Below are 19,598 nucleotides of genomic sequence, written 5' to 3'. Positions count from 1 at the left end.
TCACAAAACCCTAACTCGGATCGAAAGATTTTTGAGAGGGTTGCGTTATTCGCTTTAACAACGCGTGGAGGAAAGGGAATGGCACTCAGGCTAACGGATCTTCTTTACCTCAAATCCGGACGGATACTCATGACGGGCAACCCGAAGAGGATAGCGAGGATAATCCTCAACGAATGGGCCAGACAGGGGTGGAAGGTGCTGGCGGAGGGGCTTCCCTTCCAGATTGAGGGAGAGGTCTTCATCGGCGACCCCTTCGAAAACGAGAACTTCGATGTCTACCTGATCCTCAACCCCCTTGCGAGGACGGGAAATGAGCGGGAAAGGCTTCACTCGTGGCTGGATTCCCATCGTGACAGGCTCGTCGTCCTCTACGAGCACAAGTACGTGGGGGACTCGATATCAAGGTACCCGATCAGAAACTTTATAGACTACCTCCTCGCCTACAGGCGCGAGACGGTCGATACGGAGATCGTTAACCTCTACCGGCTGGAGAACGGAAGGGTCGTTGAGTCCTCAAAGCTCGTGAGGCGCCGATGATGTGTGGCTTCGGGTCTGAAGGGTGATGACACCAGCTATCGCTGAGGCCGATGCCGATAATGATATATATGAATAAGTTCCCCCGTGATCGGTGATCAGAATGTTCGGAAAGCTCAGGGAGAAACTCAAGGGCTTCGTCAAGAGGGTCGAGGAGAACGTCGAGGAGGAAGAGAAGAAGGTTGAAAAGGCAGAGCCCGAGAAGAAGCCCGGCCTCTTTGAGAGGCTCCTCCAGGTCGAGATCAAGGAGAAGGACGTTGAGCGGGCCCTTGACGACCTTGAGATCGAGCTCCTTGAGGCGGACGTTGCCCTGGAGGTCGTGGACGAGCTCAGGGAGAGCATAAAACGGAAGCTCGTCGGGAGAAAGGTCAAGATCGGCACGGACAAGGCAAAGATAATTGAGGATGCCGTTAAGGAGGCCGTTCTGGAGGTTCTGACTCCTCCAAGAAAGATAAACCTTCTGGAGGAGATAAGGGCCAAGAAGGAGAAGCCCTACGTCATAGTCTTCGTTGGCTTCAACGGAAGCGGGAAGACGACGACCATAGCCAAGCTCGCCCACTGGCTCAAGAAGAACGGCCTGAGCGTGGTCATAGCAGCCAGCGACACCTTCAGGGCCGGGGCAATAGAGCAGGTTGAAGAGCACGCGAAGCGCGTCGGCGTTAAGGTGATAAAGCACTCCTACGGCGCCGATCCTGCCGCTGTGGCTTATGACGCCATACAGCACGCCAAGGCGAGGGGGATCGATGTTGTCCTCGTAGATACCGCCGGAAGGAACGAGCTCAACAGGAACCTCATGGACGAAATGAAGAAGATAGTCCGCGTCACCAAGCCCGATCTGGTGATCTTCGTGGGCGACTCATTGGCTGGAAACTCCATAATCGACCAGGCCAGGCAGTTCAACGAGGCGGTCAGGATAGACGGCGTGATCCTCACCAAACTCGACGCTGACTCGAGGGGTGGGGCAGCTTTGAGCATAAGCCACGCCATAGGCGCGCCCATACTCTTCGTTGGCGTCGGGCAGGGCTACGACGATCTAAAGCCCTTCGACGAGAAGTGGTTCGTGAACCTGATCTTCGGGGAAGAAAATTGAGGTCAGAGAGAGGTCAGCAGCTCTATCAATCCTTTTTTCGTCGGTATCTTCGCGAACTTGTCGGGATCTTTGACCTTGAGGAGGATCGGAACGTCGCCGAAGAGCTTCAGAACCTTTCCGAAGGGGATCTTTCCTTCCCCGGGCAGGAGGTGGAGGTCTCCAACACCATAAGCCAGGGCGTCTTCAGGCTCGACCTGAGGGAAGAGCTTTCCGAAGTTGTCGTGGATCATCAGGATGATCGTCTTGTCGGTTCCGAGCTTAACGTCCTCCAGAAGTTTGTTCTCGTCCCCCTGTGCGCTCAGGAACGCGTGGGCGACGTCGAGGGCGAAGCCAACGTTGTCCCTGTTCACGTTGTCAACCACGTAGAGCGTGTCCTTGACGCTGTATGTGTTCTCAAGGGCTATCTTTATTCCGAAGGGCTTCACCATATCCGCCAGCTGCTGGATCGCCTCTATTTCGAGGTCCAACCTGCCAGTTTTGCCGCTCTGCATAACTATGACCTTGGCTCCTAACTTTATGGCGACGTCTGCGATGGCCTTGGCAACTCTGAAGTGCCTGCTGTGGTAGATGTGATCCCTCAGGTTCATCGAGGTTGGCATCCTGACGATGTAGTCTATCCCAACGCCCTTCAGGGTGCTCTCAATGTTCTTGAGCTTCTTCTCCACGACCTGGCCGTTCACTATGAGGCCCAGCGTGTGAGGGAAGATCGAAACGAAGTCGTACGACTTTATCTTCACGTCCGCGAGCACCGAGGCAAGGCTCTTGTCCTTGGTGACGAAGCGCGGGTAAACGGTTACACCTATCTCCATGGCCTTCACCTTGATGAATGCACGTTCGGAGAGTATAAAAATCTGGTGGAGGCTAAGCTTATAACCCCCTCCTCCCAATCCTCACCGGTGGATGGGATGAGAAGAGCTGTTGCACTGGCCCTGCTGTTGCTGCTCTCATCGGCTCTGGTCCCGGTTAGCGCCTCAAACTGGAAGTTCGACCCTTCCCTGGTGCACTTCTACATGTACGGGATGAAAACCTGCCCCCACTGCAGGCACATGAGGGAGCTCATCCCGCTGACCTACGGTGCGGACAAGTTCACCTACTACGAGCTTGTCGGGAACAAGCACAACGACGAGGTCATGAACAACATCTCCCGCCTGATCGGCGTGACCGGCGTTCCGGTTATAGGCATAGTGTACAACGGTTCTCTCGTGGCTGTAATAGAGGGTGAGTACAACGTTTCGGTGACACCCCAGATCGTGAGGGATGCGATAAAACACAACGGCACTCTTCTCCTGCTGGCCTCTGGCAACTACATCCTGCCCCACAACGACACGAAGGCGATGAAAATCGTTGAGAAGCTCCAGTACCTCTTCACAAAGGCCGGTGAGCCCGAGGAAACGCCCACAACGACCAGCAAAGAGAACAAGAAGGTCTGCGGTCCTGCACTAATCATCGCGATTGCGATGGTTCCCCTGTTCCTCAGGAGGAGGCGCTGAATCCCCCTTTCCCTTTTCGATATTCATTTAAGCTTTGGCGCCCTCTTTTCTACGGTGGTTTAAATGACCCGCAAGCTATACTACGAGGACGCCTACCTCAAGGAGGCCAAGGCGAAGGTTCTCGAGGTGAAAGGCGACGCCCTGCTCCTCGACCAGACGATCTTCTACCCGACGGGCGGCGGCCAGCCCCACGACAGGGGAACGATAAACGGAATCGAGGTTCTGGACGTCTACAAAGACGATGAAGGCAACGTCTGGCACGTCGTTGCCGAGCCGGAGAAGTTCAAGCCCGGCGACGAGGTTGAGCTCAAGATAGACTGGGACTACAGGTACAAACTCATGAGAATTCACAGCGCCATGCACCTGCTCGAGCACGTCCTCAACCTCGTCCTGCCCGGAAAGTGGGAGCTCTACGGGAGCGGAATGAGCGTCGAAAAGGGCCGCTACGACATCCTCTATCCTGAAAACGTCAACCAGTGGAAAGAGCAGATCATCGAGACCTTCAACAGGCTTGTCGATGAGGGCGGTGAGATGAAGATATGGTGGGAAGGGGAGAAGAGACTCACCCAGATTAGGGACTTCGAGGTGATCCCCTGCGGCGGAACCCACGTGAGGGACATAAAGGAGATCGGTCACCTGAAGAAGTTCAAGCGCTCCAGCCTCGGAAAAGGAAAGCAGAGGCTGGAAATATGGCTTGAGGATTGAGAAAAGGGTCCTCAGAAGACGAGGACCGCGTTTATCTGGACGATCTCGGGGCTTATGGTGTTGCCCCTGACGGTTTTCTTTCTCCTCTCTCCCTTCTCCTTCGGCCTGAAGCCCGGCCCCTTGGAGAGGAGTATCCTGACCCTCCTCGGGCCGTGAACGTCGGGCCTCATTGGGAAGCCGTCCTTGTCGGTGCCTCCCTTTATCTTGAGCTTTGCATCCTCCGGGATCTCCTGGCCGAAGATCTCCGAGAGGTTTATGCCGAGCTCCTTAACCGGGATCTCATCGCCGATGCGCTTGCCTATGAGCTTCTCCGCGGCATCGCCGCTTATCTCTATCTGCCTGGCTATGCCGTTCTTCGGGTTGGATATAACGACCTTAAACGTAGCCATTTCCTCCCACCTCCACTCATCAGCGGGATTCATTGGGCCCAGCCCTTTCCCGGGTGATGTTGAGTGGGTTATTTAAAAATCTTCCCCTGCGCAAACGATATAAACCCCCTTTCCCAACCCCCTGATTACCCAAAGCAGATGTGAGGTGGTAGCATGGCGGTGCTCAGGGAAGTCCTTGAGATAGCGGAGAAGATAAGGAACATGGAGATACGCGGGGCTGGAAAGATAGCTCGCTCGGCCGCCTACGCGCTTCAGATACAGGCTGAAAAAAGCCAGGCCAAGACCGTCGACGAGTTCTGGGAGGAGATGAAGCAGGCCGCGAAGATACTCTACGAGACCAGGCCAACGGCCGTTTCACTCCCCAACGCCCTCCGTTACGTCATGCACCGCGGTAAAATCGCCTATCAGAGCGGTGCGGATTTGGAGCAGCTCAGGTACGTCATAATAACCGCCGCGAAGGAGTTCATCCACAACTCCGAGAAGGCCGTCGAGAGGATAGGCGAGATAGGAGCCAAGAGAATAGAGGACGGCGACGTCATAATGACCCACTGCCACAGCAAAGCGGCAATAAGCGTCATGAAGACGGCCTTTGAGCAGGGTAAGGACATCAAGGTCATCGTGACCGAGACGAGACCCAAGTGGCAGGGCAAGATCACCGCCAAAGAACTGGCCAGCTACGGAATCCCGGTCATCTACGTCGTCGATTCTGCCGCCAGACACTACATGAAGATGACGGACAAGGTCGTCATGGGGGCAGACAGCATAACCGTCAACGGCGCTGTGATAAACAAGATTGGAACTGCCCTGATAGCGCTTACCGCCAAGGAGCACAGGGTCTGGACTATGATTGCCGCTGAAACCTACAAGTTCCACCCCGAGACGATGCTCGGCCAGCTCGTCGAGATCGAGATGCGCGACCCCCACGAGGTAATCCCCGAGGAGGAACTCAAGACCTGGCCGAAGAACATCGAGGTCTGGAATCCGGCCTTCGACGTCACCCCGCCTGAGTACGTGGACGTCATCATCACCGAGCGCGGGGTCATTCCGCCGAGTGCTGCCATAGACATCCTCAAGGAGGAGTTCGGCTGGGCGCTCAAGTACCGCGAGCCCTGGGAGGACTGAGCTTTCTTTTATTCTTCCATCAGGCTTTCGAGGAGCTTCGCCTTTTCCTGTGCCTTCTTGAGGTGCTCCACCGTGACCTTGGTGTAGATCTGCGTCGTCGAGAGGTTTGAATGACCGAGGAGTTCCTGTATCGCCCTTATGTCCACCCCCCTCTCCAGCATGTGGGTCGCGAAGCTGTGCCTGAGCATGTGAGGCGTTACCTTGACGCCGGCCTTCTTGCCGTAGCGGTTCAGGAGATACCAGACGGTCTTCGGCGAGAGCCTGTCCTTCGTCCCCCTCCTGACCTCGACGAGGAGGTACTCGCTGTTATCTTTTCTCTCCCGGAGGTACGCCCTGATCTCCTCCGCCAGTGCCGGGGAAATCGGGACAACGCGGTCCTTTGCCCCTTTTCCGCCCCGAACGGTTATGATGCCCCTGTCTAGGTCCACATCGCCTCTCTTCAGGTTGCAGAGCTCGCTGACTCGTAAACCCGCACCGTAGAGGAGGAGAACTATCAGCCTGTCCCTCCTGCGCGTGAGGGGAATAACCGAGAGGATCTTCCTAACTTCCTCGGGCGTCAGAGCCTTTGGAAGGCTCTTGGGGACCTTGGGCGGTTTGAGCTTTTCAGCCTCTTCATCGAGTCCCTCAAAACGGAAGTAAGCTCTAAGGGCCTGCACAACGAGGTTCAGGCTTCTGTTTGAGTAGCCTTCTCTCCTCAGGCGTGCCAGAAAACGGAGGGCGGAGCGGAAGTCAAGCCCCCCGCCCTGCTCAAGGTATCGCCTAACGTAGTACGTGTACATCCTTATGGTGTTCGGGCTCTTGCCCTCGAGGTCGAGGTACGTTGCGAACTCCTCGATGACTGTTGAATGCTCTCCGTTCATCCCGGCACTCAGTCCTCCTCGATTCCTGGGATTACCTCTTCAAGGCCTTCCTCGGCTATTTCTTCCTGTTTCTCGGGCTCCTTTTCTTCCGGTTTCTCCTTCTCAACGAGCTCCTTTGAGATGGCCATGCTCAGGTACACAGTCTTCAGGAGCTCCCCGACGGCCTCTTCCTCCTCCGCGTAGATGTAGCCCTGCCCAACGACGATCTTTCCGTTGAGGCCGAGCTTTTCAACTGCTATTGCCAGGAACTCCTCAGGGGGAACGGGTTCCGCGGGGAACAGGGCCTTCCAGGCTTCCTCGATCTTCACAGGCCTGCTCTTCTTTTCAAGAAGGGTCTGAAGGCTCTCGTTCTCCTGCTTGAGGCTCAGGTACTCGCTTCTGAGCTCCTCGTACTTTCTCCTGAGCTCCTCGTATTCGCGCTCCAGTTCTTCGTACTGGTGGGCCAGCTCGTCGTAATGGCCTTTAACGTCGAGCAACTCTTTTCTGAGCTCCATGTACTCCGGGAGGACCCTCAGGCTCTTCAGACCGGCCCTTACGAGGGTGTTCTTCAGTTCTTTCCTCACGAGTTCGACGTCAACGTGCTCCAGATCGTGGCCGAGGGGAAGCTTCATCCTCTCGATGTGGCCGACCATTTCCCCGAGCTCGTTGAAGAGCCTCTCCGCGAGCTCCCTTCCCACGCGGTCGGCGTCGGTCGCTATGATGAGCAGGTCCGCTCCGGCGGCCGCGCTCTTGGCAATGTCTATGTTGGTCGTGGGAATTATCGAGGATATCGTTATGTTGTACTCGCTTCCCAGCGCCAGGCCCTGGAGGGCCTTGCTCACGACCTCAACGTCGCTGGCACCTTCAACAAGAATCCTGACATCGACTATTGCCACTCCCTTTCACCCCAACCGATTTCATCGGCCCGGCTTAAAAACTTAGCCGAGTTAGATTTTTAAACGTCCATCCCAACTATCGAGGGGTTGGGCCGGTGGCTTAGCCTGGATGGAGCGTCGGCCTCCGGAGCCGAAGGTCGCGGGTTCAAATCCCGCCCGGCCCGCCAGAAAATTTGAAGGGAAAAAGACTCTCAAACCCTCTTCGACAGAATCCTCGACTTCTTAGTTGCCGCATCAACGGCCTTCATTACAGCGGTTCTTATCTTGCCCTCCTCCAGCTCGAAGACGCCGTCTATCGTCGTTCCTCCAGGCGTTATGACCCACTCCCTCACTTCAGCAGGATGCCTCTCGGTCTCCATGAGGAGCTTCGCAGTCCCGAGGAGTGTCTGAAGCGAGGCCCTCTTCGCCAAATCCCTCGGCAGGCCAACGCGCAGACCGCCGTAAATCATCGCCTCGAGGAAGACGGTAACGTAGGCCGGCCCGGAACCGCTCAGCCCGGTTATCGCGTCCATGTGCTCCTCCTCAACGCGGACGCAGTCCCCAAAGGTCCTCAACAGTTTTTCCACAAGCTCAATTTCTCTACCCTCAAGCTCCGTCGCGTAGGCTGTGAAGGACTCGCCGACGAGAACGGCTATGTTGGGCATCGCCCTTACGAATTTCGCCTTCGCGAAGCGCTTCAGTTCCTTCAGCGAGACGCCGGCGACGACAGAGATTACCAGCTTGCCCTCGATTAGGTCGGATATCTCCTCGAGGACCTCGCCGACCTTACTGGGCTTCACCGCGATGAACACAACATCAGCGCCTCCAGCGGCTTTCCTGTTGTCCGGAATGACCTCTATTCCAAGCTCGAGCAGTTCTTTAGCTTTCTCAACCATCCTCCTCGTCGCAACGACATCGTATCCGGCCTTTTTCAGGGCCTTCGCTATCGCCCCACCTATTGTTCCAGCTCCCAGAACGGCAACCCTCATCTCAACCCCTCCAGCAGGTTTTCAACGAATTCCGAGACGTTCTCAACGTCCCGCCCGACCATGACGAAATCGAAGTCCCCGTATTCCCTCTGGTAGTTCTCGACGAACAGCTCGTCGTTGAGCGTGTCGCCGACGTAAACCCCTCTTTCACCTTTCACCAGCTCCCAAAGCAGGTCGGGGTTCGGCTTGAGGCCGAGCTCCCTCGTTACGGCCCTTTCAAAGCGGAAGCCGAGAATTTGTTCAGCCAATCCAAGCTCAAGCTCGCTCCTGCCCGTGACGACCCCAACTCTGAACTTCTCCGAAAGTTCCCTTAAAAGCTCCGCCCCGATGAGCGGTTTTTCATTTCTCCAGAGGCCCGAAAAGTCGAAGAGCCTTCCGGGATAGGCTTCCCCGAGGTAGAAAGTGTTGAAGACCCTCTCTATGCTCCCCCGGTGCATTCCAACCCCAAACCGCTCCCGAACCCACTCTATGCCCTCTCCCGCCGGGAACTCCTCAACGAGAGCTTCAACGTCGCCCGCCATTGAGAAAAGAATCAGCACCTCGCTCACCTTGAAGTCGTCGCCGAAGCACCCCTTGGAGCGCAGTTTTCTGACCCACTCAAGCTCGATTTCCCGCTCCACCCCGAAGGCCCGGAGGAAGTACTCCACGGTCAGCTTGACGGCCATGTCGTAGCTCTCGCCCACGTCTATCAGCGTCCCGTCCACGTCAAAGACCACCCACATAGCTGGCTACCTCCCTCACGGCCTTCAGGAAGGCGTCGTTCTCCCATCTTCTGCCGACGGTTACTCGTATGTGCCCCTCGAGCCTTCCCGAGAGCTTCCTCACCACTATGCCCCGTTTCAAAAGCTCCTCGTAGGCGTCGAGCTTAACGAGGAGGAAGTTGGCGTCGCTTGGATAGGCCAGCTCCCCGAGCTTTCTCCTCATCCTCTCGCGCTCCTCAACAATTTTCCTAACGCGCCTCTCCATCAGGTCCGCATGTCTAAGCGCCACCCTCACGGCCGTCATCGTCATGATTCCGACGCTGAAGGGGGACTTTATCCGGTAGAGGGCATCTACAACCTCTTCGCCCGCCAGCATGTAGCCGGCCCTGATTCCGGCCATTCCGAAGGCCTTGGAGAACGTCCTCAGCACTACGAGGTTCTTGTAATCCTCGATGAGCTTCCAGAGGCTCTTTCCCGCGAACTCCGCGTAGGCCTCGTCAAGGATTACCGGCCTTCCGGTTTCGAGGACTCTGACGATTTCCTCCTCCGGCTGGAGGTTTCCTGTGGGGTTGTTGGGCGATGCTATGAAGATTGCCCTCGCGTTTTCTGCTTTTTTGGCTATCGCCTCCCCGTCAATCGTGAAGTCCTCCCGAAGGGGCACTTCAACGACCGGAACGCCGTTCAGCCTCGCGTAGAAGGAGTACATTCCGAAGGTCGGTGGAGTCGTGATTATATGGTTTCCCTCAAAGAGCCTCACGAGGTAGCTCAACAGCTCGTCGCTCCCGTTTCCGACGGCCACGTTGTCCGGCGAGAGACCGTAGAACTCGGCTATCGCTTCCCGCGCCGGCATGGAGGTTATGTGAGGATAGCGGTTGAAGTCAAGCTCCCTCAGCTCCTCGAAGATTTCCTCCTTCACCCAGTCCGGCAGGTCGTAGGGGCTTTCGTTCTTGTCGAGCCTTATCCGGTAGTTCCCCTCCACGACGCGATACGGCTGAAAGGACTTGACCAGCTCGCTTATCACTTCCTCCGCCTCCTCAGCTCGGCCATAACCTCCCCGAGGGAAACGCCGTTGTAAGCGAGGAGAACGAGCAGGTGGTAGAGCATGTCGGCGGTTTCGTAGATGAGACCCTCCCGCGTCTCGGCAACGAGAACTTCCACCGCTTCCTCGCCGAACTTCTTGTAAATCCTCTCCCTTCCGGCTTTGAACAGCTCCGAGGTGTAAGAACCTTCGACCGGCTCTTCCTTCCTCTTTCGTATCAGCTCCTCAAGCTCCCTAATGATTGTGAGCGAGTAGTCCATCGGCAGAACGCGCTCAGGCTCGCCCAGCTTCCGGTAGAAGCAGGAGTAGTTCCCGGTGTGGCAGGCAACGCCCTTCTGCTCGACTATGAGGAGGAGCGCGTCGCTGTCGCAGTCTACCCGGATTTCCTTAACCCTCTGGGTGTTTCCGCTGACTTCACCTTTCATTCTCACCCTGCCCTGCGAGCGGGAGTGGTAGTGGGCGTAGCCCGTTTCAAGGGTCCTCCTCAGCGCTTCCCTGTCCATGTAGGCCAGCGTTAGAACCTCTCCCTTTGTGTCTTGAACTATGACGGGGACGATTCCGCCGTTCTTCTCCCAGTCAACTTTTTCAATCAGCTCATCAGCGCCCATGCTACCACCTCAGTAGTCCAGCCTGACCGGAATTCCTCTCTCGGCCAGATACTCCTTCAGCTCGCCGACGGTGTATTCCCCGTAGTGGAAGATTGAAGCGGCTAAAGCCGCCTCGGCCCCGGCTTTGAAGGCCTCGTAGAAGTGCTCGGGCTTCCCCGCTCCGCCGGAGGCTATCACAGGAATATCCACAGCCTCCGCAACGGCCTTCGTGAGCGCTATGTCAAAGCCCTCCTTAGTCCCGTCAGTGTCCATGCTCGTGAGGAGGATTTCTCCCGCTCCAAGTCTCTCAACGGTCTTCGCCCACTCGATAGCATTAATCCCCCTCGCCTTCCTTCCGCCGTGGGTGTAAACCTCCCAGAAGGAGCCGTTCCACTTCGCATCTATGGCAACCACGGTGTTTGCCGTTCCTATCAGCTCGGCCATCTCCCCCACGAGTTCGGGCCTATCGACCGCAGAGGTGTTCACGAAGACCTTATCGGCCCCGCGCTTGACTATCTCCCTCGCTTCCTCGACCGTCCTTATGCCCCCTCCGACGGTGAAGGGGACGTATATCTCCCCCGCGATTCTCTCAACGAGGTCGAGGAGAATTCCCCTCTTCTCGTACGATGCTGTGATGTCGAGGAAGACAATTTCGTCTATCCCCTCGCTCTCGTAGCGCTTTGCGAGTTCCACAGGGTCGCCAGCATCGCGTATGTTCCGGAACTTTATCCCCTTCACGACCCTGCCCTCTTTTATGTCCAGCGCCGCGATTATCCTCTTCGCGAGCATTCCGCCACCTCCAGCAGTTCTTCGAGGCTGACCTTGCCCTCGTAGAGCGCCTTCCCGACGATGACCCCGGAAAAACCTATTTCCTCAAGCTTCAGCAGGTCTTCAATACCTGAAACTCCCCCCGCGTAGATGAACTCCTCGTTATTCCAAAAGCGCTTGATTTCCTCGATTCCGGTTAAGGTCCCGTCCCTCTCGACGGAGGTGTAGATGAACCTGTCAACGTAGCCCCTCAGCGTCTCGTAGGCCTCTCTAACCGGAATCCCGCTCTCAAGCCAGCCCTTCACCGCTATTCTCCCACCCTTTGAGTCGAGGCTGACGATTATTCCCTCGAAATCGTTGGTTATTCTGGCCAGGAACTCCAAATCAAAGGCTTTCGTGCCTATTATCGCGTTCTCGACGCCGATTTCGTAGGCCCTCTCGACGGCCTCGTAGCTCCTCAGACCGCCACCGAGCTGGACCCTCAGCCCGGTCTCGCGGATTATCCTCTCAACCACACCGAGGTTCTTAGGGAAGCCCTCAAAGGCCCCGTCCAAATCCACGACGTGGATTTTATCAACGAACTCGCTAAACCGCCCCGCTATCTCGACGGGGTCGCCGTAGACCTTGACTTCCTCTCGCTTCCCCTTGTAGAGCCTGACGGCCCTTCCGTTCATGAGGTCGATTGCCGGATAGACGTCCATCCTAAAGCCTCCTGAAGTTTCTCATGACGGTCAAACCGTTCCGCCAGCTCTTCTCAGGGTGAAACTGGACGGCGTAAACGTTGCCCCTGCAAACGGCCGACGTGAAGACCACTCTCCTTCCCCTCGACTCGTAGTCGGTAACCCCCGCGATTATTTCCTCTTCACTTGGCTCGGCGTAGTAGGAGTGGACGAAGTAGAAGTACGCGCCATCGCGAATCCCCTTGAAGAGCGGGCAGTCCTTCCGCTTCCACAGCTGGTTCCAGCCGATGTGGGGCGTTCTAACCCCCTGAAACCTGACGACGTTTCCCCTGAAGACACCGAGGCCGGACCTTCCGGGACTCTCCTCGCTCCCCTCGAAGAGGAGCTGTAATCCAAGGCATATCCCGAGGAAGGGCTTTCCATCGGTTATCGCGTCGAGTATAACGCCCCTCAGCGGTTCGAGCCTCTCCATCACCGCTCCAAAGTTGCCGACCCCCGGGAGGACGAGCTTTTCAGCTTTCTCAATCTCGTAGGGGTCGCTCGTGACGACTCCTTTGAGGGCTTTCCTCACGTTGGCGAGGTTGCCTATTCCCAAATCGACCACCGCTATCAAGCTCACACCTCCAGCAGTCCCTTCGTGCTCTCAACCCTCTCGCCCTCGCGAATGGCCTGGCCCAGCGCGACGCCGAGACCCTTGAAAGTCGCCTCGATGACGTGGTGCGCGTTTACTCCGCTCAGCGTCTTCACGTGGATTGTCGCCCTTAACGAGCGCGCCAGCCCCCAGAGGAACTCCCTGGCCAGGGCCTTCTCGAACCCCTCCTCCCCCTCCTCAAAGCTCAGTTCAGCGCTCACGTAGGGCCTTCCAGAGATGTCCACTGCAACGAGGACTAAGGCATCGTCCATCGGCATAATCGCGCTCCCGAAGCGCCTGAACCTTTCTGGGAGCTTCGAGCGTAGCTCCTCCCCGAGGGTTATGCCCACGTCTTCCCAGAGGTGGTGCCTGAGGTCGTATTCGGCCTTAACCCTCGCGCTCCTGCCCATGTAGTGGAACAAAGCTGTGAGCATGTGCTCGAGGACCCTGTCGCCGGTCTCTATTTCCCCGGTCGAGTTAAGCTCCACAGTTACGTCGGTCTCCCTCGTTGTTCTTCTCATCTCCTCACCTCCATGCTCCTCCTGTGAAGTTCCATGCCCTCTATCTCCGCCAATCTTATTCCAAGCTCCCTTTCGCTCAGAAACTCCTCCCTGCTCACCCGGGCGAGGGTTATCGGCTTCATGAAGTCCCTCACCGTTAGAACCCCGCTGAACTTTGCCGTTCCTCCGGTCGGAAGGACGTGGTTGACGCCGAGGAAGTAATCAGCTGAGGGAACGGGCGTGTAGGGTCCGAGGTAAATCGCCCCGGCGTTCTCGATGAGGTCAACCAGGCTGAGCGGGTCTTCGGTTATTATCTCAAGGTGCTCCGGCGCTATCTCGTTCGTCTTTTCGGCGCACTCCGCGAGGCTTTCGCAGAGTATCACCTCAATCCCGTCGCGGGAGCAGAAGTTGGCAAGCTCCTTCGAGGTCGTCAGAAGCCATGCTTTGCTGTCCTTCCCGTGCTCCAGCTGGCTGAGGAGGTCCACCAGGACGTAGTCCTTCTCGGCCGTTTCATCGGCTATGACCGCTATCTCCGACGGCCCGGCGAGGCTGTCTATTCCCACGACGCCGAACACCTGCCTCTTGGCCTCGTTGACGAACCTGTTTCCGGGCCCGAATATCTTGTCCACCTTCTTCATTCCAACGCCGTACGCCATCGCCCCTATCGCCTGAACCCCACCGAGCTTGTAAACCTCGTCGATGCCGAGCAGTTTTGCCACGTAGAGCACGTAGGGGTTCACCCTGCCGTCCTTCGGCGGAATCGTGACCGCTATCTCCTTGACGCCCGCTATCCTCGCGGGAACGGCGACCATCATGAGGGTCGAGGGGAGCGGTTTCCCGCCGGGAACGTAGATTCCTATCCTCCGTATCGGGCGGTAGATAAGGCCGTAGAGCGAGCCGTTCTTGACGAAAAGCTCGTCTCCCGGCTTCTGCCTTTCGTGGTAGTCCCACAGTCGCCCTATCGTCCGCTCGATTATCTCCCTGTCCTTCTCGGGAACGAGCTTTTCCGCCTCCTCGAACTCCTCATCCGTCACGCGGAATGGACCGTCGTAGCTGTCGAACTTCCGAGAGTACTCCCTGACCGCTTCGATTCCCCTTTCGCGTATGTCCCTCAAAATGCCCGCAACGTACTCCTCAAGTTCCATCTCCAACCACCTCCTTTATCGCGAGAATCAGGGCGTTGATTTCATCGAACTTCGTCTTCTGGGAAATCCTGTTGACGAGCAGTTGGGCCGAAACGTCCATGATTTTCTCGACCTCGACGAGGCCGTTCGCTCGAAGGGTTTCGCCGGTCTCGACTATGTCCACTATCGCGTCCGCCACGCCGACTTTGGGGGCCAGCTCGACGCTCCCGCTGAGCTTTATGATTTCGACCTCAACGCCCAGCTTTGAGAAGTAGCTCCTCGCTATCCGCTCGTATTTGGTCGCTATCCGGTAGCCGTCCATGTCCTCCGGGGGGACGACGCTCTCAGCCGGCATCGCTAAACTGAGCCTGCACTTTCCGAAGGGAAGCTCCAGAGGGACGAAAACGTCACTTCCGCGCTCCTCAAGGGCGTCGCTTCCCGCTATGCCGACGTCAACCCCGTGCTCCACGTAAACGGGAACGTCGAAGGCCCTCGCGAGAAGAACCTCGTTGCCATTGAACCTCTCGATTAGCTTCCTCTCGCCCGGTTTGTCGATGTTATAGCCGGCCTTCCTCAGGATTTCCAGCGAGCCCCTGAGAAGCCTTCCCTTCGGCAGGACGAACCTCATCTTTCCACCTCCACCGGAACGCCCATCGAGACGAGCTTCCTCGCTTCTCTGAACGAGCTTATGCCCCTGAGGAACCTCCTGCTCCCCCTTTCCCTTACCTTCGCCAGCCCGATGAGGGCCCTGAGGTCGAGGGCGAAGCCGACCGCCGGTCTGCCCCTGAAGGAGTACTCCCCTCCACCGCCTATCGGCTTTCCAAGCTTTGGCGAATAGACCTCGAAGATTACGTCGCGGTAGTAGGGAAGCGGTCTGACCGTGCCCAAATCCACGAAAACCCTCTCGTCGTCAACCAGCTCGAGAATTCTGGCGAGCTTGCCGTAGTCGGTTTCCCTCCCGCGGAAGTTGAAGAGGCGCCACAGCTCTTCCTTTTTCTCCTCATCGAGCGGGAGCTTCTCTATGAGCCCGAAGTTCCTCCTTTCGAGGGCCCGACAGATTGTTTCCCGGAAATCCTCGATTCCCTCCGTTGCCCTTCTCCAGACCTCAAGGCTCCCGAGGTCGATGTAGAACTCCTCAATGCCGAGGCTTTCCAATGCAGTTATGAGGACGCTCAGAACCTCGGCCGTCATGAAGGCCGGCTCACCGCCGATGAACTCAACTCCCGCCTGCCACCTTCCCTCAACTCCGCCGTCGAGGACTTCGCCGATGTAATAGAGCTTGCCGAAGGCGATGTCGTAGTTTCTTAGCAGTCTGCTCGTCACGTCGGGCTTTATCAGGTAAAATTGGTTGTTGTAGGCGAACTTCGTTCCGCCCCTCAGGGTTTCCCCGTAGGGCTCTATCGTGGGCAGGACGACCTCGCCGTAGCCCCAGAGCTCGAAGGTTCGTCTTAAAGCCTTTCCAACTTTGGACAGCTGGATAGAGTCAGCTAAAAGGAGTTTTCCCACAAATAACACCTCCCTTGAGTTTCATCAGAAGGGGTGATGAAGGCTATCCCGGAGCGGAAGAAGGGATGGAGAGGGGGTGGGGGAGGCCGGGATCATGAGGGAAACACCTTCCCCCGATCCTCCGTGTGCTTAATAAGGTTATCTGATAATTTTCTGTCATCGGGACAAATTTTCGAGAATATTTTCATGATTTTTCGACGTTTTTCAAGTAGTGCTCAAATTTTTGAAGGGCCGTCATCTGTCCCTCGGTCTCGACGGCACAGTGCCGGATCCTCCTAACCGTTACCAGCGCTTCCCGGAGTGAGAGGCCGCCCGAGTACATGAGCCATGCAACAGCCACCGTTCCGCTCCTTCCACATCCGCTTGAGCAGGCTATCAAAACTCTCCTCCCGGTTCCAACTTCGTTCTGGATCCAGTTCACGATAGCCCTGAGCTCGTCTAGGGACGGGGCTTCGAGGTCGGGTATTGGAACGTGGAGTACTCTGAATCCCATCTCGAGTAAGTCTTTAATCCCGTAGGGCAGCTCAAACTCTGGAGCTAGGATAACTATGCATTCGAAATGCCCCTTTAGCGTGGCTAAATCTTCCTTCCAGGGGATTCTGGAAAAAGCAACCTTCTCATCGATGTGCCAGACCATCGCGGTATCCCTGCTATGAAATCGGTACAACAAGTTAAATTCATTTCGATTAATTGAATTATGAACAGCAATAGTCTTAAATCGAAAATCGAACATAAAACTTACTTGGGCTGAAACCAAAAGGTTTTTAAAGAGAAGGACATATGTAATAATAAAGTTGCATATGGAGAGGTGAGCGAACTATGAGGAAGTTGTTTGGTCTGCTCCTGATTGGAGTGTTGCTCCTGAGCGTCTTTGGAGCGGGCTGTATAAACACCGGAACGACAAGCCAGAGCGGAACTTCGAGCACTCCAGCTACCACGCCGAGCTCAACACACACGCCGGGCCCCCAGGGAGGTAATGGCCAGGGCGCCGGTTCCGGAGGCCCTCAGGGAGAACAGGGACAGATACCGATAGCCGTTAACGAGAACGGTACCGTCGGCATAGATGAACTCAGGGAGTACGTGGAGTCCATACCCGCTGGTGAGCTAACCCAGGAAGAGAAGGACGGTCTGCTGTACATGGTCGAGGAGGAGAAGCTGGCGCACGATGTCTACACCAAGCTCTACGAGAAATGGGGACTCCAGATCTTCAAGAACATCGCCGATAGCGAGAGCACACACATTAACGCCGTGAGGCTGCTCCTTGATAAGTACGGTCTCACCGACCCAACCAAGGACGAGGGAATAGGCGAGTTCCAGAACCCCGACATACAGAAGCTCTACGACCAGCTGATTGAGATGGGCATGAAGAGCGAAATCGACGCGCTGAAGGTTGGAGCCCTGATAGAGGAGACCGACATAAAGGATCTCCAGGAGAGAATCGACCAGACGAACAAGGTGGACATCATAACCGTTTACGAGAACCTCATGGCGGGCTCGAGGAACCACCTGAGGGCGTTCGTCGGCCAGCTTGAGAGCAGGGGAGTTACCTACACCCCACAGGTGCTCAGTGAGGATGAGTTTTACTCCATACTCAACAGCCCCATGGAGACGGGGACCACAAAGGCGCAGCCTCCAGCCAGTGACACTATCCCCGTGGTGACGGACGAAAACGGCACGGTTAACACCACCGAGCTTCAGGAGTTCATAAACTCCACCGCAGGTGGTCAGCTGACCCAGAAGGAGATCGATGGGCTCCTCTACATGGTTGAGGAGGAGAAGCTAGCTCATGATGTCTACGTTACCCTCTACGAGAAGTGGGGCCTGCAGATCTTCAACAACATCGCCCAGAGTGAGAGCACCCACGTTAACGCGGTTCGCTCGCTCCTCGAGAAGTACAACCTCACGGATCCCACGGCCAACGAACCGGTTGGAGTGTTCACAAACCCGGACCTTCAGGCGCTGTACAACCAGCTCATCGAGCAGGGAAGCAAGAGTGAAATCGATGCCCTCAAGGTAGGGGCGCTTATCGAGGAAACCGACATAATCGATCTCCAGGAAAGGATCGACCAGACGGACAAGCTTGACATAATAGCCGTCTATGAGAACCTAATGAAGGGAAGCAGGAACCACCTCAGGGCCTTCGTGAAGACCCTCGCCAACTACGGGGTTACGTACGAACCCCAGCTCCTCAGTGAGGACGAGTACGAGGCAATCGTCGGTACTGCAATGGAAACAGGGGGAGGCAACGGACACGGAGGATGATCCGGTTTTCTCTCGTTTTACCCTTCTGTTTTCTTTTTGGCTGTTTTCTGAACAGGGTCTTTTAATCAGGATCTCCAGGATCTCTTAGTGTGTCCCCATAAAACAGGGGAGAGAGTTAACTCCCTCCGGAGGACTCAGTAAAGAGCCGATAGTACTCGTCTATGAGCCTTCTTATCGTCTGGCCTATCTTGATGTAGTCTATCTCCCTGAGGTTCGCCAGCGAGACCCTCGCCGACGGGTGGAGCACCTCGAAGCCCTTGCCCGGCAGTAAAACCACGCCTGCATCGAGGGCGAGGCGGACGATGAACTCCTCTATCGGCAGTGCCCTGATGAACCACTCGGCGAACTCTTTGCCGTAGAGCCTCTCCGCGAGCTTCTCCGTGTCGAGGAGGGTGTAGTAGTAGGTGAGGTTCTGGTTCTCCTCGGGTTCGAGGCCGAGACCCCGGTAGAGCGCCCGGTAGCGCCTCCTGAGCACGTGCTTCACCGCGTTCTTATACCTCTCCTGCTCGTCCATGAGGGCGTAGAGCGCGAAGAGGACCATCTGAACCTGCTGGGGCGTTGAAAGGCCAGCGGTGTGCCTTAGAGCGACGTTCCTGCTGTCTGCAACTAACCTGTCAATGAACTTCAGCTCCCTGACGTTCGGCGTTATCGGGGCGTAGCGCCTCTCGAGTATCTCCTGGATTTCCTCGGGCAGTTCTCTTATGAGCCTGTCAACGACGTTATCTTGGTGGAGCGCTATAACGCCGAGGCGCCAGCCGGTCGCGCCGAAGTACTTGGAGAACGAGTAGACGAGTATCGTGTTATGGGGCAGAACGGTGTAGACCGACTTGAAGTCGTCAGCGAACGTCGCGTAGACGTCGTCGGTGATGATTATGAGGTCGTTCCGGTCTTCCTCGACTATCTCCCTGAGCTTTTCGAGAACCCTATCCCCGAGCTTCACCGAGGTCGGATTGCCGGGGTTCACGAGGAAGAAAGCCTTTATCTCCGGGTCGCGGAGCTTCTCGAGCTCCTCGTCCGGTATCTGGTAGCCAAGCTCCTCCTTCGCCCTGACCTCGATTATCTCCAGCCGGTAGGTGTCGAGCTTCGGAATCTCGAGGTATGGGCTGAATATCGGAACCGCTATCGCTATCCTGTCGCCCGAGTTGAGGAGTCTGTTGGCCTTGAGGGACTCGAAGAGGTACGCCATCGCCCCGGTTCCACCCTCGACAGCAAAAAGTTGGGTCTCGTCAACGAGGGAGTAGCCGAGGTCGTAGCCTGCCCCCATCTCCTTCATGAGGTACCTCGCGACTATCTTCTCCGCCAGCGGGAGCATCCTCGGCGGTGACGGGTAGTCGCAACCTAAATAGCCCTGAACCATCTCGTGCAGAAAGTCTCCAGCGGAGAAGCCGAGATAATCCCTAACGTAGCTGACGGCCGAGTTCAGGAAGGCGGTTCCCTTTTCATTCCAGTGGTTCCTGACGAATATCTCGAAGCGCGCTTCAATTCCCTCTCTGTCGCTGTGCCCTCCAATGAGGCCCCCCATGTAGCCGAAGTGCCGCTCGGCCTCGCTCAGCGCGAACTTTCCGAGCTGTAAATAGGCGTAGCGCGGGACCAAAGCCAGGAAGTTCGGGTTCCCCCTGCCGGCGTTGAGCATCATCCGCTCGGATTTTCTCCGGGCGAGCCTTATCAGGAGCTCCTTGAACTCGAAGGGGCTGAGCTCATCGAGGTTCTTCAGGTTCTTCAAAAGAGCGTCAAATTCTCCGTTGCTTTCGGTTTCACGCATTCAAA

At 56.5% G+C, this 19,598-nt stretch carries 23 protein-coding genes and 1 tRNA gene; 7 read left to right on the top strand and 17 right to left on the bottom strand.

The window, feature by feature from the left end:
• The first annotated feature begins 78 nt into the window (after positions 1-78).
• Positions 79-537 (top strand): hypothetical protein, encoded by a 459-nt coding sequence (locus TAM4_RS04970; RefSeq protein WP_014122152.1) that lies wholly within the window; start codon positions 79-81, stop codon positions 535-537.
• A 100-nt stretch (positions 538-637) separates the two neighbouring features.
• A complete protein-coding gene (gene ftsY, locus TAM4_RS04965; RefSeq protein ID WP_014122151.1) occupies positions 638-1,624 on the top strand; it encodes a signal recognition particle-docking protein FtsY in 987 nt (328 codons plus the stop codon).
• A gap of 2 nt (positions 1,625-1,626) precedes the next feature.
• Here ftsY and TAM4_RS04960 read toward each other — a convergent pair whose 3' ends face one another.
• Positions 1,627-2,433, bottom strand: a complete 807-nt coding sequence (locus TAM4_RS04960; protein WP_014122150.1) for a sugar phosphate isomerase/epimerase — start codon at positions 2,431-2,433, stop codon at positions 1,627-1,629.
• Positions 2,434-2,529: 96 nt separating this feature from the next.
• Between TAM4_RS04960 and TAM4_RS04955 the strand changes: the two genes are divergently transcribed.
• Both TAM4_RS04955 and TAM4_RS04950 read left to right on the top strand, forming a co-directional pair.
• On the top strand, positions 2,530-3,114 hold the full coding sequence (locus TAM4_RS04955; RefSeq protein WP_014122149.1) for a CGP-CTERM sorting domain-containing protein: 585 nt from the start codon (positions 2,530-2,532) through the stop codon (positions 3,112-3,114).
• A gap of 63 nt (positions 3,115-3,177) precedes the next feature.
• Entirely contained in the window at positions 3,178-3,819 is a 642-nt protein-coding gene (locus TAM4_RS04950; RefSeq protein WP_014122148.1) for an alanyl-tRNA editing protein, read from the top strand.
• A gap of 11 nt (positions 3,820-3,830) precedes the next feature.
• Here TAM4_RS04950 and TAM4_RS04945 read toward each other — a convergent pair whose 3' ends face one another.
• The gene (locus tag TAM4_RS04945; RefSeq protein WP_048150010.1) at positions 3,831-4,208 is read right to left on the bottom strand and encodes a 30S ribosomal protein S6e; all 378 of its coding nucleotides are present in this window, start codon (positions 4,206-4,208) and stop codon (positions 3,831-3,833) included.
• Between the two features lie 153 nt (positions 4,209-4,361).
• Between TAM4_RS04945 and TAM4_RS04940 the strand changes: the two genes are divergently transcribed.
• Positions 4,362-5,330 (top strand): ribose 1,5-bisphosphate isomerase, encoded by a 969-nt coding sequence (locus TAM4_RS04940; protein ID WP_048150007.1) that lies wholly within the window; start codon positions 4,362-4,364, stop codon positions 5,328-5,330.
• Positions 5,331-5,338: 8 nt separating this feature from the next.
• Here the strand turns inward: TAM4_RS04940 and xerA are convergent, their stop codons facing one another.
• On the bottom strand, positions 5,339-6,190 hold the full coding sequence (gene xerA / locus TAM4_RS04935) for a site-specific tyrosine recombinase/integron integrase (RefSeq protein WP_014122145.1): 852 nt from the start codon (positions 6,188-6,190) through the stop codon (positions 5,339-5,341).
• An 8-nt stretch (positions 6,191-6,198) separates the two neighbouring features.
• On the bottom strand, positions 6,199-7,065 hold the full coding sequence (locus TAM4_RS04930) for a toprim domain-containing protein (protein WP_014122144.1): 867 nt from the start codon (positions 7,063-7,065) through the stop codon (positions 6,199-6,201).
• 89 nt (positions 7,066-7,154) lie between these two features.
• Between TAM4_RS04930 and TAM4_RS04925 the strand changes: the two genes are divergently transcribed.
• Positions 7,155-7,232 (top strand) — tRNA-Arg (locus tag TAM4_RS04925).
• 24 nt (positions 7,233-7,256) lie between these two features.
• On the opposite strand, the gene proC is transcribed toward TAM4_RS04925, so the two are convergent.
• The 12 genes from proC to TAM4_RS04865 all read right to left on the bottom strand — a co-directional run bounded on the left by proC (position 7,257) and on the right by TAM4_RS04865 (position 16,206).
• The gene (proC, locus tag TAM4_RS04920) at positions 7,257-8,033 is read right to left on the bottom strand and encodes a pyrroline-5-carboxylate reductase (RefSeq protein ID WP_014122143.1); all 777 of its coding nucleotides are present in this window, start codon (positions 8,031-8,033) and stop codon (positions 7,257-7,259) included.
• A complete protein-coding gene (locus TAM4_RS04915) occupies positions 8,030-8,755 on the bottom strand; it encodes an HAD family hydrolase (protein WP_014122142.1) in 726 nt (241 codons plus the stop codon). Before TAM4_RS04915 ends, proC begins: the two co-directional genes overlap by 4 nt.
• Positions 8,739-9,755, bottom strand: a complete 1,017-nt coding sequence (hisC, locus tag TAM4_RS04910; protein WP_014122141.1) for a histidinol-phosphate transaminase — start codon at positions 9,753-9,755, stop codon at positions 8,739-8,741. Before hisC ends, TAM4_RS04915 begins: the two co-directional genes overlap by 17 nt.
• Entirely contained in the window at positions 9,752-10,381 is a 630-nt protein-coding gene (gene hisIE / locus TAM4_RS04905) for a bifunctional phosphoribosyl-AMP cyclohydrolase/phosphoribosyl-ATP diphosphatase HisIE (RefSeq protein ID WP_014122140.1), read from the bottom strand. Before hisIE ends, hisC begins: the two co-directional genes overlap by 4 nt.
• Before the next feature lie 9 nt (positions 10,382-10,390).
• Positions 10,391-11,149, bottom strand: coding sequence for an imidazole glycerol phosphate synthase subunit HisF (gene hisF, locus TAM4_RS04900; protein WP_014122139.1), 759 nt, complete (start codon positions 11,147-11,149; stop codon positions 10,391-10,393).
• Positions 11,131-11,829, bottom strand: a complete 699-nt coding sequence (hisA, locus tag TAM4_RS04895) for a 1-(5-phosphoribosyl)-5-((5-phosphoribosylamino)methylideneamino)imidazole-4-carboxamide isomerase (protein WP_014122138.1) — start codon at positions 11,827-11,829, stop codon at positions 11,131-11,133. The genes hisF and hisA overlap by 19 nt, the downstream gene beginning before the upstream one ends.
• A 1-nt stretch (position 11,830) precedes the next feature.
• Entirely contained in the window at positions 11,831-12,427 is a 597-nt protein-coding gene (gene hisH, locus TAM4_RS04890; RefSeq protein ID WP_148258622.1) for an imidazole glycerol phosphate synthase subunit HisH, read from the bottom strand.
• Positions 12,424-12,960: an imidazoleglycerol-phosphate dehydratase HisB gene (hisB, locus tag TAM4_RS04885; RefSeq protein ID WP_014122136.1), complete on the bottom strand. Its 537-nt coding sequence runs from the start codon at positions 12,958-12,960 to the stop codon at positions 12,424-12,426. Before hisB ends, hisH begins: the two co-directional genes overlap by 4 nt.
• Positions 12,957-14,084 (bottom strand): histidinol dehydrogenase, encoded by a 1,128-nt coding sequence (hisD, locus tag TAM4_RS04880; protein WP_014122135.1) that lies wholly within the window; start codon positions 14,082-14,084, stop codon positions 12,957-12,959. Before hisD ends, hisB begins: the two co-directional genes overlap by 4 nt.
• Positions 14,074-14,691, bottom strand: a complete 618-nt coding sequence (gene hisG, locus TAM4_RS04875; protein ID WP_014122134.1) for an ATP phosphoribosyltransferase — start codon at positions 14,689-14,691, stop codon at positions 14,074-14,076. The genes hisD and hisG overlap by 11 nt, the downstream gene beginning before the upstream one ends.
• On the bottom strand, positions 14,688-15,569 hold the full coding sequence (locus TAM4_RS04870; protein ID WP_014122133.1) for an ATP phosphoribosyltransferase regulatory subunit: 882 nt from the start codon (positions 15,567-15,569) through the stop codon (positions 14,688-14,690). Before TAM4_RS04870 ends, hisG begins: the two co-directional genes overlap by 4 nt.
• 184 nt (positions 15,570-15,753) lie before the next feature.
• Positions 15,754-16,206: a dual specificity protein phosphatase family protein gene (locus TAM4_RS04865; protein WP_014122132.1), complete on the bottom strand. Its 453-nt coding sequence runs from the start codon at positions 16,204-16,206 to the stop codon at positions 15,754-15,756.
• Between the two features lie 182 nt (positions 16,207-16,388).
• Between TAM4_RS04865 and TAM4_RS11960 the strand changes: the two genes are divergently transcribed.
• Complete coding sequence (locus TAM4_RS11960) at positions 16,389-17,831, top strand: DUF2202 domain-containing protein (RefSeq protein WP_014122131.1); 1,443 nt, start codon at positions 16,389-16,391, stop codon at positions 17,829-17,831.
• Between the two features lie 115 nt (positions 17,832-17,946).
• Here the strand turns inward: TAM4_RS11960 and TAM4_RS04850 are convergent, their stop codons facing one another.
• Positions 17,947-19,593 (bottom strand): bifunctional aspartate transaminase/aspartate 4-decarboxylase, encoded by a 1,647-nt coding sequence (locus TAM4_RS04850; RefSeq protein ID WP_014122130.1) that lies wholly within the window; start codon positions 19,591-19,593, stop codon positions 17,947-17,949.
• Positions 19,594-19,598 lie beyond the last annotated feature (5 nt).

This window comes from Thermococcus sp. AM4 (assembly GCF_000151205.2).
In the GTDB taxonomy this organism is placed as follows: domain Archaea; phylum Methanobacteriota_B; class Thermococci; order Thermococcales; family Thermococcaceae; genus Thermococcus.
This window is presented reverse-complemented; position numbering and strand designations above follow the sequence as displayed.

Bases quoted from the DNA above. Each gene is read 5' to 3' on its own strand.
- hisG (WP_014122134.1), bottom strand. From the start codon at position 14,691: ATGAGGTTCGTCCTGCCGAAGGGAAGGCTTCTCAGGGGCTCGCTGGAA.
- TAM4_RS04865 (WP_014122132.1), bottom strand. From the start codon at position 16,206: ATGGTCTGGCACATCGATGAGAAGGTTGCTTTTTCCAGAATCCCCTGG.
- hisIE (WP_014122140.1), bottom strand. From the start codon at position 10,381: ATGGGCGCTGATGAGCTGATTGAAAAAGTTGACTGGGAGAAGAACGGC.
- TAM4_RS04970 (WP_014122152.1), top strand. From the start codon at position 79: ATGGCACTCAGGCTAACGGATCTTCTTTACCTCAAATCCGGACGGATA.
- TAM4_RS04955 (WP_014122149.1), top strand. From the start codon at position 2,530: ATGAGAAGAGCTGTTGCACTGGCCCTGCTGTTGCTGCTCTCATCGGCT.
- TAM4_RS04950 (WP_014122148.1), top strand. From the start codon at position 3,178: ATGACCCGCAAGCTATACTACGAGGACGCCTACCTCAAGGAGGCCAAG.
- proC (WP_014122143.1), bottom strand. From the start codon at position 8,033: ATGAGGGTTGCCGTTCTGGGAGCTGGAACAATAGGTGGGGCGATAGCG.
- hisF (WP_014122139.1), bottom strand. From the start codon at position 11,149: ATGCTCGCGAAGAGGATAATCGCGGCGCTGGACATAAAAGAGGGCAGG.
- hisD (WP_014122135.1), bottom strand. From the start codon at position 14,084: ATGGAACTTGAGGAGTACGTTGCGGGCATTTTGAGGGACATACGCGAA.
- TAM4_RS04940 (WP_048150007.1), top strand. From the start codon at position 4,362: ATGGCGGTGCTCAGGGAAGTCCTTGAGATAGCGGAGAAGATAAGGAAC.
- hisA (WP_014122138.1), bottom strand. From the start codon at position 11,829: ATGGACGTCTATCCGGCAATCGACCTCATGAACGGAAGGGCCGTCAGG.
- TAM4_RS11960 (WP_014122131.1), top strand. From the start codon at position 16,389: ATGAGGAAGTTGTTTGGTCTGCTCCTGATTGGAGTGTTGCTCCTGAGC.
- xerA (WP_014122145.1), bottom strand. From the start codon at position 6,190: ATGAACGGAGAGCATTCAACAGTCATCGAGGAGTTCGCAACGTACCTC.
- TAM4_RS04960 (WP_014122150.1), bottom strand. From the start codon at position 2,433: ATGGAGATAGGTGTAACCGTTTACCCGCGCTTCGTCACCAAGGACAAG.
- TAM4_RS04850 (WP_014122130.1), bottom strand. From the start codon at position 19,593: ATGCGTGAAACCGAAAGCAACGGAGAATTTGACGCTCTTTTGAAGAAC.
- TAM4_RS04915 (WP_014122142.1), bottom strand. From the start codon at position 8,755: ATGTGGGTGGTCTTTGACGTGGACGGGACGCTGATAGACGTGGGCGAG.
- ftsY (WP_014122151.1), top strand. From the start codon at position 638: ATGTTCGGAAAGCTCAGGGAGAAACTCAAGGGCTTCGTCAAGAGGGTC.
- TAM4_RS04945 (WP_048150010.1), bottom strand. From the start codon at position 4,208: ATGGCTACGTTTAAGGTCGTTATATCCAACCCGAAGAACGGCATAGCC.
- hisB (WP_014122136.1), bottom strand. From the start codon at position 12,960: ATGAGAAGAACAACGAGGGAGACCGACGTAACTGTGGAGCTTAACTCG.